The 12,352-nt window shown below is 61.1% G+C and carries 10 protein-coding genes, 1 tRNA gene and 1 pseudogene; 3 read left to right on the top strand and 9 right to left on the bottom strand.

Going from position 1 to position 12,352, the window contains the following annotated elements; translation table 11 throughout:
• The first annotated feature begins 16 nt into the window (after positions 1-16).
• Both FJ492_RS09170 and FJ492_RS09165 read left to right on the top strand, forming a co-directional pair.
• A tRNA-Leu gene (locus tag FJ492_RS09170) sits at positions 17-101 on the top strand.
• Positions 102-292: 191 nt separating this feature from the next.
• Entirely contained in the window at positions 293-1,000 is a 708-nt protein-coding gene (locus FJ492_RS09165) for a phosphatase PAP2 family protein (protein WP_181166618.1), read from the top strand.
• Here the strand turns inward: FJ492_RS09165 and FJ492_RS09160 are convergent.
• Positions 997-1,491, bottom strand: a complete 495-nt coding sequence (locus FJ492_RS09160) for a DUF2127 domain-containing protein (RefSeq protein ID WP_140503227.1) — start codon at positions 1,489-1,491, stop codon at positions 997-999. The genes FJ492_RS09165 and FJ492_RS09160 overlap by 4 nt on opposite strands.
• A 40-nt stretch (positions 1,492-1,531) precedes the next feature.
• Here FJ492_RS09160 and FJ492_RS09155 point away from each other — a divergent pair, with 40 nt between their 5' ends.
• Entirely contained in the window at positions 1,532-2,074 is a 543-nt protein-coding gene (locus FJ492_RS09155) for a phosphatase PAP2 family protein (protein WP_140712226.1), read from the top strand.
• Positions 2,075-3,374: 1,300 nt separating this feature from the next.
• Here FJ492_RS09155 and FJ492_RS09145 read toward each other — a convergent pair.
• The 8 genes and pseudogenes from FJ492_RS09145 to secA all read right to left on the bottom strand — a co-directional run bounded on the left by FJ492_RS09145 (position 3,375) and on the right by secA (position 12,147).
• Positions 3,375-3,578 (bottom strand): CsbD family protein, encoded by a 204-nt coding sequence (locus tag FJ492_RS09145; protein WP_027143449.1) that lies wholly within the window; start codon positions 3,576-3,578, stop codon positions 3,375-3,377.
• Positions 3,579-3,888: 310 nt separating this feature from the next.
• Entirely contained in the window at positions 3,889-4,257 is a 369-nt protein-coding gene (locus FJ492_RS09140; protein ID WP_140503223.1) for a hypothetical protein, read from the bottom strand.
• Between the two features lie 4 nt (positions 4,258-4,261).
• Positions 4,262-5,212 carry a WxcM-like domain-containing protein gene (locus FJ492_RS09135; RefSeq protein ID WP_140503221.1) on the bottom strand — a complete coding sequence of 317 codons (951 nt, stop codon included), beginning with the start codon at positions 5,210-5,212 and terminating at the stop codon, positions 4,262-4,264.
• Entirely contained in the window at positions 5,209-6,147 is a 939-nt protein-coding gene (locus tag FJ492_RS09130) for a glycosyltransferase family 2 protein (protein ID WP_210241529.1), read from the bottom strand. Before FJ492_RS09130 ends, FJ492_RS09135 begins: the two co-directional genes overlap by 4 nt.
• The gene (locus FJ492_RS09125; protein WP_181166617.1) at positions 6,144-7,250 is read right to left on the bottom strand and encodes a DegT/DnrJ/EryC1/StrS family aminotransferase; all 1,107 of its coding nucleotides are present in this window, start codon (positions 7,248-7,250) and stop codon (positions 6,144-6,146) included. Before FJ492_RS09125 ends, FJ492_RS09130 begins: the two co-directional genes overlap by 4 nt.
• A 193-nt stretch (positions 7,251-7,443) precedes the next feature.
• Positions 7,444-8,724 carry a GNAT family N-acetyltransferase gene (locus tag FJ492_RS09120; RefSeq protein ID WP_140769608.1) on the bottom strand — a complete coding sequence of 427 codons (1,281 nt, stop codon included), beginning with the start codon at positions 8,722-8,724 and terminating at the stop codon, positions 7,444-7,446.
• Positions 8,724-8,986, bottom strand: a pseudogene (locus tag FJ492_RS09115) (polysaccharide biosynthesis C-terminal domain-containing protein); the annotation flags it as partial. The pseudogene FJ492_RS09115 and the gene FJ492_RS09120, both read right to left, overlap by 1 nt.
• A gap of 428 nt (positions 8,987-9,414) precedes the next feature.
• A complete protein-coding gene (gene secA / locus FJ492_RS09110) occupies positions 9,415-12,147 on the bottom strand; it encodes a preprotein translocase subunit SecA (protein ID WP_140769606.1) in 2,733 nt (910 codons plus the stop codon).
• Between the last annotated feature and the right edge of the window lie 205 nt (positions 12,148-12,352).

Raw genomic sequence — 12,352 nt, 5'->3', positions numbered from 1 at the left:
AGGCCGCCCGGCCTGAGCCCCTATGGCGGAATTGGTAGACGCGCTCGACTCAAAATCGAGTTCCGCAAGGAGTGCTGGTTCGATCCCGGCTAGGGGCACCATTTGGGCGCTTGGAAGTCAATAAATCAAACAGGTTCAAGGGTTTGCCGTTCTCCGGGCGCTAACGGTCAGGGGCGAACACGGTATGGAAGCCAGCACGCAGGCGACGAGGATGCCCCATGGAACCAGATGAATGAACGAGAATTGACGTGTGTCGGCTGCCGAGTGTGGCCCTCCTAACAGGCCGAGTTGCATGGACATCAAGGCTCCTTCCTCATCCACCGGTGTTCTGCGGGGCTTCCAAAGCGACGGCATGTGGCTGATCCTCTCCTTGTTTGTGGCAGGCGGCCTCATCCTGGGCTTCGGCCTTCTCGCGGAGGAGGTCATTGAGGGCGACACAAAGGGTTTTGATCGGACAGTGCTTCTGGCGTTCCGCAGCGCCGGTGATCCGAGCAATCCGATTGGCCCCCCTTGGCTGGAAGAAATGGGACGTGATGTCACCTCCCTCGGCAGCTTCGCGTTCCTGGCCTTCGTGTCGGTAGCTGCAGTGGGGTATCTGCTGATCACACGGGAACGATGGTACGCGGCGTTGGTAGCCCTAGCCGTGGTCGGCGGGGAGGTAATCAGCACCTTACTCAAGATCGCGTTCGACCGGCCAAGGCCAGAGGTTATTCATTCTGCAAGGGTCTTCACTGCGAGCTTTCCAAGCGGACACGCTATGCTTTCGGCGGTCACGTTCCTCACGCTCGGAGCCCTGCTCGCCAAAGCCAGCCCCGATCACCGTGCCAAAGCCTACTTTGTCTCGCTCGCCTTGTTCTTGACGGTCATGGTCGGATTGAGCCGCGTGTATCTCGGCGTACACTACCCCACCGATGTTCTCGCGGGCTGGTGTGTCGGTTCCGCCTGGGCAATTCTGTGCTGGTCTGCCATCAGGTGGATTGAGCAAAGGCGAAGTCGTTAGCTCGGTGACTGTGCTGGGCTGTGCCGCCGCATCACGCGCCATTCGTGCCAGATCAGCACCATCACCACGGCATCGAAGACGGTCAAAACCAAGAGGCCGGCAGAGTGCGTGTAGGACCAGCGATAGACTTGATAAACCATAAACGCTCCAAGCGCCACGAGCGAAGCGGGATACGACCACAGCTTGCCTCGCAGTAGGCCGATGACCAAGAGCAGCTTGATTAGGCCGTGGCTGAGCAGGTAGAAGGCGTAGAACTCCTTGCTGGCGACCGAGAAATGGCTCGCCATCTGCGACAGATGGCCCGCTATGAAATCGTGCGGGTCTTCGATCAACTCGTCTTGGGTGAAGGCATTGACCCACGACGCAATCGCGCCTGTGGTGACGAAATAGAGCAGGACACCACCGAGACACTCGATCACGGCGTGAGCGCCCTTGAGCCAGACGCTGACTTCAAAAATCTGATGGATGCGTCGTTCGTCGACTGCCCTCATAAATTCACCTCGCGATCCTCAATAACGGAAGCAAGACCGAATGGATGCAACTCTTACTCACTGGATCAACGGGGCGGCCGGGCTTCACCCCGTGCTTGACATGGTAATGATCGGGGTCTCCCAGATCGGCGTTCCGTTCATGGTGATGGCCGTGGTCCTGCAATGGTGGGTCAAGGCCGACCGCTACCACGTTCGACACGCGGCCCTGTCAGCGGGTCTGGCGTTCTTGCTCGGTCTGGCGATCAACCAGTTCATCCTGTTGTTCGTGCATCGGATACGGCCCTATGATGCCGGCGTGACGCATTTGTTGATCGCGCCTAGCGCGGACTGGTCCTTCCCCTCAGATCACGCGACCGCGACCGTGGCCATCGTTGCGGCGTTCGCGATGCAAGCCCTGCCGCGCCGAACGCTTGCTCTTGGCGTTTTGGCATGTCTGGTTTGCTGGTCCAGAATTTTCATCGGCACCCACTACCTCACTGACGTGCTCGGCGGTGCCATCACTGGCATCGTGGGAGCCGTTGTGGTGCGTTTGACCTACCGTGAGAACTCTCGGCTGAACAATCTGGCGATCAAAATCCTGTAAGAGCCAGGGTCCGAGCCTGTTGATGCTTCCTCCAGCTGTGATGGCCATCATTTGTTGTTTGAGCCTGCGCGCTCTTCCTGATAGACGCCCGCCTTCGCGTTAGAGCGGGGTGGCGATGTTGGAGAAGACGTGACGACGAATTGGACTGCGAGACGACGCCGCAAGGACGAGGTCAAGGAACGCGCTCAGGAGCCCAGCGCGATGTTCACCCGGTGCCGAGTGGTCGGGTGTAGCAGGCCGGCCGGTGCGCGCACAGGAGACGGCTTAGACACGCGCTTCTGCCGCTCCCATGCGGATCACTACGCCCGCCACGGGAGCCCCTACAAACCGTCCTACGGGGCGCGAGAGGTCAACCCCTACCGGGTCGCCGCTCTGGCATGGCTGGAGGCAAACCCGAATGACGCCTACGTGGCCAACGCGGTCGGAGCTTACGGGCGTCGAGAAGGAAATCCTGAAGCGGTTGCCGACTACCGCCGACGACTTTTAAGTGGGGAAATCCCCAGCCTACGCTGAGTTCGTGATTTCGGGGAGACAATGGTTGCGGCGACGTTGGACGCAAACCCTTGCAGCACAAGGGGTTCAGCGATGCCGGTATCGTACAAGATCGGGTAGTCGTCGAGGTACATGAGTTATTCATCATCTCGTGAGGGCGGCAGAGCCTAAGAGGCTGTCTCGATTAGACTTTTCAGCGCTTTTCCACCGAGTTCGATTTGGTGGAAATACCCCGGCTAGGGGCACCATTTGATCGCTTTGAAGTCAACAAATCCAACCCCAAGACCGTGGGCGTGAGCCATTTTGGTCAGACCACATTTTAGCTCGCTGACCTCAGGGCTTCGCGCTAGGCTCTACCTTTAACGTTCATCGTTGGGAGGAAACGCGGTGAACATGACGCGGCATCGGATATTACCCCGCCTGACAAGCGAAGAGCTTGTTTCTATGACGCTATCGGGGTGGGAGGCATTTGCGATAGTCTCCACCCGGGAAGTGATCGCGGAGGTTCGACGCCTGGCGCCGGACTGGCCGTGCAGCGATGACGCCCTGGTGGAGGCCGTGGTCAAATTCGCAACTGGTCGGACCATGGCCGTTTGTTTTGACCATCGCGACCAACACGCCGTTTGAAGTTCAGGAAGCATTGCGCGCGGAAGGCTTTCAAAGCGGGAGGCGTCGCCGGAGTTTTGCCAGCGTCAGCCAATTCTCGATCAGCAAGGCAAAGCTGAGGACACCGCATCCATCTGTCCAGGACGGCGAAAGGACGCCGGCCCATGCCGGCGCCTCTCAACGAAATGGACGTTTGAACGAACTACCAACTCTGGCGGCGATACCAGTCGTCGACCTCCTGGCGAACGCGATCCTTCGCGATGCCGTAGCGTTCCTGAATCTTGCCCTCCAGCTGGTCGCGCCTCCCGGCTATCTGGTCAAGATCGTCGTCGGTGAGATCGCCCCACTGTTCCTTCACCTTGCCCTTGAATTGCTTCCAGTTTCCTTCGATGCGGTTCCAATCCATGGTTCTCTCCTCGATGGTCTGTCGAAAGCAGGGCGAGCACGCCCCGTCATGACATCCAACATCCAGCTCTGCAAAAATGTTCCGGAATAGCTCGCCTATATTCAGCTACGGGTGTCGCATTGAGCGCTTCGGGAGGTGGGCAGCGATGCAAGATCAGCGTTTTGACCAACCCGTCCAGGTCGCACTTGGCAGGTCCGTTGCGGCATCCCGCGCCCCCGCCAATCCGGTCAGCGAAAGGAAGTCAGTTCCGAAAAATACATATCAATAAAGATGGCGAACAGGTTGATCGCCGGCTTGGTCGCGCGTTTGCCTATCTGCATGGTCGGCGAAGTATCCATCGGGAAATCAGGAAGTTGAGGATCGTCGTGACGGCAAGGGTCAGGAAGAACGCGATCGCGGTCTTCTGCTGGATGCTTCGCAGAAAGTGAAGACTCGCCAATCCGATCAGGAAGACGACAATGATCGAGCCCCCCATCGCCAGGCGATCGGCAAAACCGGTGCGTCCTCCGGGAAAGACACGCTCGGGATAGAACATCATGACGAACAACAGACCGGCCAGCCAGGCAATGGTATAGGAAATACCTGAAGGCAGGACAACGAGGCCGGCAAAATAGATGAGGCTGGTCAAAGCTGTGTTGAGACCACCGGCGACGAGGAAGCGGACAGCGTCTGCGCGCATTCGGTCAGCGGCCGTCCTGTCTGACTACGCTGAGGAAATCCGTATAATCCCTGATGTAGTCACTGGCGTCATAGTGATGCGAAGCCATGACCAGCAGGACCGTGTCTGGCTGGAATTTGTACTGGATTCCCCAGATGCCTGGCGGCATGTAGAGCCCGATCGACGGTTCGGCCAGTGAAACCTCTTTTCTGTCATGGCCGTTGTCGAGGACAACCGAAAGCCGGCCGTGGGCGGCGATAAGGAATTGATGGCATTCGCGATGCGCGTGCTCGCCCCTGACCTTGTCGGAAGGCACGCCGTAGACCAGAAAGGAGCGTGCCGGTTTGAAGGGCAGGTTCGAACCGAACTCCAGCGGTGCGATCTCGCCGCGCAGGTCGCCAAAATGCGGCAGCCGCCAGAGTTCGCCGCCGCCGATGCCAAGCGGCATTCTTTCGCCGGGCGTATCGGGGAATGTCTGCGTCACTGTCGGCTGGATTTGCGGACCGGTCTGGTAGCCGATGATGATGGCTGGATTTCCGACCACCACGGCATTGGGGGGAACGTTTTTGGTCACCACCGCGCCGGCGCCGATCATCGCCTGACGTCCGATGACTATGCCTGGCAGGATGGTCGCATTAGCGCCTATTGATGCCCCGTCCTCCACCGTCGTCAGAAGAAATGCCTCGGGATACTCTTTCGAGCGCGGGAAACGATCGTTGGTGAATGTCGCGTTTGGACCAACGAACACGCGGTTCCCAAGGCGGAGGCCGTCCCACAATTGAACGCCACTTTTTATAGTCACGTCATCACCGATCACCACGTCGTTCTCGATGAAAACATGATCACAAATGTTGCAGCCCGCACCGATAGCGGCGCCCGGCAGAACGTGGGCAAACGCCCAGATGCGTGTTCCCTGGCCGATATGCGGACTTTCGCAGATGCCCTGCTCATGAACAAAAAATGCCTTGCCGGTCATTTCGATGTCCCCTCGACGACGCGGCTGATCACCCGGAGGGGCCGTGACTTGGTGTTTTCAACCGCCCGCCAGAGATAGCAGCCGAGAATGCCCTGGACCATCAGACTGGCCGATCCGAAGCCCACGATCAGCAGCACCAGCGTTGTGTAGCCCGCCGCGTCAATGTTGCCGAGCAACCGCGCCGCGACGGTAACGGCCGCAAACATCAGGCTGAGCAGGCAGCCCGCAAAGCCCACCCAAAGGGTCAGAATTATCGGGAAGTCGGAGAACGAAAAGATGCTGTCCATCATGTATCTGAACCGACGGGCCATGCTCCAGGCACTCGTTCCGTGCTCTCGTTCGCGCCGGCGATAGGGCACGAATTCCCGCCTGAAGCCAACCCAGAACAATTGCACGACAAGCGAGGAGTTGGGCTCCTCGATGGACAGGATCGCTTCCAGCACCTGGCGGTTGCAGGCAAAAATATCGACCCCGCCGCTTGGCATACTGGGCAGGACGAGCCTGCGGTAGGCCGCCCAGAACGCTTTCGACAAAAACCGTGTGATCGGCGGATCATTGCGGCCGGTCCTGCGTCCAAATACGACGTCTGCGCCATCCTTATCCAGGATCGAGAAGAACTCCACGATCAGTTCCGGCGGCTCCTGGAGGTCGGCGGCCATGGCGGCGACATGATCGCCAGAAGCATGCTCGAGACCGGTTCGAATGGCGGTGAAGGAGCCGAAATTCCGGCTGTGAAAGATGATCTTGTAGTCGAAGCCGGAGGTCTTCAGCGCATTGAGAAGCAGGGGCCCCGATTCATCCGGCGACCCATCGATGACGAAGACGAATTCGATATCGCCCACATATCTGGCATGAAAATTGGCGACCGCCTGCATCAGGGAGGGGACATTCGCCTGATTGCGGTAGATCGGAAAAACGATCGAGCGTGTCGTCACATTGCCTCCCATTGGGCGAGCGCCAGACAGACTTGGCCGACCTCGTCATTCGTCATGTCGGGATAGCATGGCACGGTGCAGAGACGGTTTACGCTGGCCCTTGAGACCACCAGATTTTCGGTTCCTTTCATCGGCAGTCCTGCCCAGCCAACCTGATCGCAGTCAAGGACGGGGTAGTGGATATCGGTATCGACGCCACGCTCCTTCATGAAAATCCTGAACGCATCGCGCTCGTCGCATAGGGCGACGGCAAGGTGCGCGACCGCGCCATCACCGCCTTCCACGAACTGCAGCCGCCGCCCGGCGGCCGACTTGTAGCGGCCCAGAATAGCACGGCGCCGTTCGTTTCTATCGCCCAGATCACGCAGAAAGACATCAAGAACGGCCGCCTGGACCTCATCCATGCGGGAATTCCGGCCATAGGGTACGCCGACATGGTATTTTGAAATCCAGCCATATTGCTGCAGCCGCCGTACATGTTCGGCGATCGCCGGCTCCGACGTCAGAATGGCGCCTCCGTCACCCGCCGCGCCGAGATTCTTGGTCGGGTAGAAGCTGAAAGTCGACACGTCCGCGAGCGAACCCGCCACGCGCCCGCCGATACGTGCGCCATGTGCCTGCGCACAATCCTCCACGATAGGAATATGTGAGAGCCCGGTCTCGGCGAGCGCGCTCTTGATGGCACCGACATCGACGACGCCACCATAAAGATGCGTGACCACGATGGCAGCGGTATCGATGCCGGCCGCGGCCAGCACCGATGAAACGCTGATCAACTGACTGGCTGCCTCGACGTCGACATAGTGGGGCACAAGGTCGTTGTGCCAGCAGGCGCAACTTGCGTAGCCGCCGGCATTGGCAGCCATGATGACTTCGCGTCCCCGAGCGCCATTGCGTGCGACAACCGCGGCCAAGGCCAGTTCGAGAGCGTCCGTTCCGTTGGCCACAAGAACGCAATCCGAGACGCCGATGAAGCCTGCAAAGTTGGCGGCAAATTTGTTGCCCATCGCGCCATTGAGCCACCATCCGGAGCGCAATGTGCTTGTTACTTCACGTTCAATTTCGACCTGGTATCGTTGATACAGTCGCTTGAGGTCGTTCATCGGGACGGAATCTTGTTTCGTCATCGGCGACTCAATGGCGGAATCTGTTTTCACTTCGAGAGTGGTCGCTGGACACAACTCTTGGCAAGCTGAATTAATGCTGTCGTCAAAAAACCGCGACCTCCATTGAACGCGATACGCCGGCTGCGCGACAGGCTGATTGACCGCGGCCAGGCTCGTCTCGACGGACCCCTTACCGCCTTTTCAGCAAACTCTTCATCCGGTTGCGCAGCAGTCGCGCCATGTTGCGGGTCTCGCGGTACAGGTGCAACTGGGAGGCGGCCTGGCGGGCGAGACGGTCGGCGTCGCGCGTCAACCCGATCACCAGCGTGCCGACCGGCTTGCGCTCGCTCCATAACCGGCTCATCACCGGGTGATCGGGCACCGCGCAGGAATCGGTCATCATGATGTTGGGATCTTCGAGATGCTGCCTGGTGACCTCGATCATCAGCAGCGTGCCGGGCGAATAGACGGCCAGCGTCTCGTCATAGGCTGTCTTCCAGGTGTAGGCGACGCCAGCTTCGACGAAGACGATCAGGCAAGCGATGGTGCGGCCGTCGAGCGTCAGCGAATGAATGCGGCACATGTCCTGTTCGGCGAGCCGATGCACAGCCTCGCGGGCGAAGGCGGCGCGGAAGCGGTCGATCGCCATGGCGGTGCGCTCGCGGCCTTTCCAGCCGGACGCTTCCAGCGTCAGGAAGTGCTCGATTGCGTGGCGGATTTCCTCGGGGCCGCGTGCCACGACATGTTCGAGCTTGCCGAGATCGCCCAGGCGCCGCTTCAGGCGGCGAAACTCGCGATAATGGTGCGCGCGCAGCGAAGCCTTCAGATAGTCGTCGCCGTCGAGTTCGCTCTCCAGCACCGGGCGTGAGGTCTGACCCGTGGTGACCAGCATCAGCCCGCGCGTCTCGGCCACGGTGCCGATCAGGCTCGCCACCGGACCGTCCAGCCTGATGTCGGGCAGGACCAGGACTTTCGGCAACTTCAAATGCGGGCGCGACAGCATCGAGAAGAAATCCTCGACCACGCCGACCGGATCGTCGCGGTCGATCAGCGGGGTGCCGAGCGGACCGAACGGGCTCGACCATGTGCGCATGACCGGCACGCCCAGCGGCACCATCGGCCGCTCCACCGAGATCGGCACCAGCAGGCGCAGCCGGTTGCGGTATTCGTCACCGTCGCGGATCACTGCAAGGCGTACCTCGCGGTCTTCCAGCCGGGGCATGGCCGGCGCCAGAAAGCGCGGGTTGAAGAAGACGTTCGGCTCGATCGTGCGGGCGCAGAGATAGTCCAGTTCCTCGACCAGGTCGAAGCCGGCCGATGCCGGGTAGATGGCGAGTTTGCGCTCGGGCCGGTTGTTGGCGAGGATCTCGATATGGGCCGGATCGGCGTCGCGCGCCAGTCCGGCAAGGCCGGACACCATGGCGCCGGCGGAACCGCCGCTGGTTTCCTCGAGCAAGGGGACGGCGGCCATCAGGCGGCTCCTTCGGCTGGCACGAAGATCGCCATGACGATGCCGAGCCTGCGCCAGACCGTGAAGGACAGCGCGCCGGCCTCGAAGATCATGGCGAAGGCGGTGGCCAGGGCCGCGCCCCGCAGGCCGAAAAACGGGATCAGCACCACGTTGAGCGCGACGTTGAAGGCCAGTGTCATGGCATGGACGGCGGCGCAGACATTCTGATTGCCGCTCATGGCGGGCAGGCTTTCGCAAGGACCGACGGCGCGCGCGCCGCGACGCGCTCGTCGGCGGTGAACAGCACGGCGTCGATGCGGTCAAGCAGCGGCCCCAGCGCCAAACGCTGCGGCAAGAACCGCCCGACAGTCGTGGCCGCGGAAAAGCGCACCCCGATTTCTCTCCGTTTTCCGCCTCTTTTCAGGCTTTGGTGTAGCGAAGACACCTTAAGAAAGCGTGGGTGGGGAGCATCCTTCTACTCGTCACTATATGGGGAGAAGGTGCCGGCAGGCGGATGAGGGGCGGCGCCGGCTTCGGAGATTTACGTCGGGAAGGTTGGAGGAATCCTCCTACAGGCGAGCCGCGGTTGCGAAGTCACCTCCACGGTGGAGACATCAGACAAAATCGCAAGCCTCGCCGCCGCCCCTCATCCGGCCCTGCGGGCCACCTTCTCCCCGTATAGAGACGGGGAGAAGGGAAGCAGTGCCGTTTTTACGCGAACGCGCCGTGGCAGTGCTTGTATTTCTTGCCGGAGCCGCAGGGGCAGGCTTCGTTGCGGCCGACCTTGCCCCAGGTGGCCTGGTTGTTCGGGTCGCGATCTTCGGGAGCGACGATGACATTCTGCTCCGGACGGACGAGGAGGGCGGTCTCACCACCATCGAAATCGTTCTCGCCGGTGGTGCCGTCGATATGCGTGCCGAACATGTCGGGCGCTTCGGGCGGTGGGGCTTCGGCGGCTTGGTGGACCAGTTCGACGCGCATCAGCTGCGCGGTGACGGCCTGGCGCAGATTGCCGAGCATCGCCTGGAACAGCTCGAACGCCTCGCTCTTGTATTCCTGCAGCGGATCGCGCTGGGCGTAGCCGCGGAAGCCGACCACCGAACGCAGATGGTCGAGATTGACGATGTGCTCGCGCCACAGATGGTCGAGCGTCTGCAGCACCACCGAGCGCTCGACATAGGTCATCACCTCGGGGCCGAAACGGTCGGCGCGCTCCTTGGCGGCGTCGGCGGCGGCGGCAGAGATGCGCTCGCGGATGTCGTCCTCGGCGATGCCTTCTTCCTTCACCCAGTCCTCGACCGGCAAGTCGAGATTGAGGAATTCGGCGACCTCGGCCTTCAGGCCCGCGACGTCCCACTGCTCGGCGTAAGCGTTTTCGGGTATCGCCTTGGCGACGATCTCGTCGATGACGCCTTCGCGCATCTCGGCGATGGTTTCCGAGAGGCCCTCGCCGTCCATCAGCTCGATGCGCTGTTCGAACACCACCTTGCGCTGGTCATTGGAGACGTCGTCATATTTCAACAGGTTCTTGCGGATGTCGAAGTTGCGCGCCTCGACCTTCTTCTGCGCCTTTTCCAGCGCCTTGTTGATCCACGGGTGGATGATCGCCTCATCTTCCTTGAGGCCGAGCTTCTGCAGCATGCCGTCCATGCGCTCGGAGCCGAAGATGCGCATCAGGTCATCCTGCAGCGACAGGAAGAATTTCGAGCGGCCGGGGTCGCCCTGGCGGCCCGAACGACCTCTGAGCTGATTGTCGATGCGGCGCGACTCGTGGCGCTCGGTGGCGAGCACGTAAAGGCCGCCGGCGGCCAGCGCCTTTTCCTTCAGGCGCTCGACGTCGGCATAAATCTCCTTTTCACGCGCCTCGCGCTCGGGACCCTCCGGCATGTCGCCCAGCTCGTCGGCGATGCGCATCTCGGCATTGCCGCCAAGCTTGATATCAGTACCGCGGCCGGCCATGTTGGTGGCGATGGTGATGGCGCCGGGCTTGCCGGCCTGGGCGACGATCGCCGCCTCGCGCTCGTGGTGGCGGGCGTTCAGCACCTCGAAATCCGTGAAGCCTTCCTTGCGCAGGCGCTCGGCCAACTGCTCGGACTTTTCGATCGACGTCGTACCCACCAGCGTCGGCTGGCCCTTGGCGCTGGCTTCGCGGATCTCCCTGACGATCGCCTTGTACTTCTCTTCGACCGTCCGGTAGACCTCGTCGTCCTCGTCCTTGCGGATAACGGGCAGGTTGGTCGGGATCTCGGTGACTTCGAGACCGTAGATGTTGCCGAATTCCTCGGCCTCGGTCAGCGCTGTGCCGGTCATGCCGGAAAGCTTCTTGTAGAGGCGGAAATAGTTCTGGAAGGTGACGGAGGCGAGCGTCTGGTTCTCCGGCTGGATCGCCACATGCTCCTTGGCTTCGAGCGCCTGGTGCAGGCCTTCCGAATAGCGGCGGCCCGGCATCATGCGGCCGGTGAACTCGTCGATGATGACGATCTCGCCGTTGCGCACGATGTAGTCCTTGTCGCGCTGGAACAGCCGGTGCGCCTTCAGCGCGTTGTTGACGTGATGGACGATGGCGACGTTCTCGACGTCGTAGAGCGACTCGCCCTTGAGCAGATCGGCATCGCGCAGCATGTTCTCCAGCTTCTCGGTGCCTTCCTCGGTGAAGATCGAGGTCTTCTGCTTCTCGTCGATTTCATAATCCTGCGGCTGCAGCTGGATGATGAAGGTGTCGATGGTGTTGTACATTTCCGAACGGTCCTCGAGCGGACCGGAAATGATCAGCGGCGTGCGTGCTTCGTCGACCAGGATGGAATCGACCTCGTCGACGATCGCGTAGTTGTGACCGCGCTGCACCATCTGGGCGCGCTCATACTTCATGTTGTCGCGCAGATAGTCGAAGCCGAGCTCGTTGTTGGTGGCGTAAGTGACGTCGGAGGCGTAGGCGACGCGGCGCTCCTCGTCCGACAGGCCGTGGACGATGACGCCGACCGAAAGGCCGAGGAATTTGTAGACGCGGCCCATCCATTCGGAGTCGCGGGTGGCGAGATAGTCGTTGACAGTGACGACATGGACGCCATTTCCGGCAAGCGCGTTGAGATAGACCGGCAGCGTCGCGACCAGGGTCTTCCCCTCGCCGGTGCGCATCTCGGCGATGCCGCCATTGTGCAGCACCATGCCGCCAACCAGCTGGACGTCGAAGGGGCGCATGCCGAGCACGCGGCGCGCCGCCTCGCGGGCGGTCGCGAAGGCAGGGACCAACAGGTCGTCAAGGCTGGCGCCGTTGGCGATGTCCTGGCGGAACTTTTCCGTGCGGCCGGCAAGCTCGGCATCGGAGAGTGCCCGCATCTCGTTTTCCATGGCGTTGATCGCCTCGACGCGGGGGCGGGTCGATTTGACCCGACGGTCGTTGGAGGAACCGAAAACCTTACGGGCGAGACCGCCGAGACTGACCATCCAATGGTCCTTTCGATAGAATTCTCAATCTTGAGACAGGCGCCGGCCGGCCCCATCACATCCACGTGAACGCACCGCCTGAATGCGGGCAAACACAAAAAGCGCCCGGAAAACGGTTCTGGACGCCAAGTCGATGGACAGATAAGAGGGGGCTCAACTGATGTCAACGCCGCGCTGGCCCTGCCGGTCGCGCCAAATTCCGCCA

This window comes from Mesorhizobium sp. B2-5-4, assembly GCF_006441095.1.
Classification (GTDB): domain Bacteria; phylum Pseudomonadota; class Alphaproteobacteria; order Rhizobiales; family Rhizobiaceae; genus Mesorhizobium; species Mesorhizobium salmacidum.
The sequence above is the reverse complement of the archived record's forward strand: the minus strand, read 5'-3'. Positions and strand labels throughout refer to the sequence as shown.

What these genes read in the sequence shown, in the direction of transcription:
- FJ492_RS09165 (WP_181166618.1), top strand. Translation starts at nt 293, where the DNA reads ATGGACATCAAGGCTCCTTCCTCATCCACCGGTGTTCTGCGGGGCTTC.
- FJ492_RS09160 (WP_140503227.1), bottom strand. Translation starts at nt 1,491, where the DNA reads ATGAGGGCAGTCGACGAACGACGCATCCATCAGATTTTTGAAGTCAGC.
- FJ492_RS09155 (WP_140712226.1), top strand. Translation starts at nt 1,532, where the DNA reads ATGGATGCAACTCTTACTCACTGGATCAACGGGGCGGCCGGGCTTCAC.
- FJ492_RS09145 (WP_027143449.1), bottom strand. Translation starts at nt 3,578, where the DNA reads ATGGATTGGAACCGCATCGAAGGAAACTGGAAGCAATTCAAGGGCAAG.
- FJ492_RS09140 (WP_140503223.1), bottom strand. Translation starts at nt 4,257, where the DNA reads ATGCGCGCAGACGCTGTCCGCTTCCTCGTCGCCGGTGGTCTCAACACA.
- FJ492_RS09135 (WP_140503221.1), bottom strand. Translation starts at nt 5,212, where the DNA reads ATGACCGGCAAGGCATTTTTTGTTCATGAGCAGGGCATCTGCGAAAGT.
- FJ492_RS09125 (WP_181166617.1), bottom strand. Translation starts at nt 7,250, where the DNA reads ATGAACGACCTCAAGCGACTGTATCAACGATACCAGGTCGAAATTGAA.
- FJ492_RS09120 (WP_140769608.1), bottom strand. Translation starts at nt 8,724, where the DNA reads ATGGCCGCCGTCCCCTTGCTCGAGGAAACCAGCGGCGGTTCCGCCGGC.
- secA (WP_140769606.1), bottom strand. Translation starts at nt 12,147, where the DNA reads ATGGTCAGTCTCGGCGGTCTCGCCCGTAAGGTTTTCGGTTCCTCCAAC.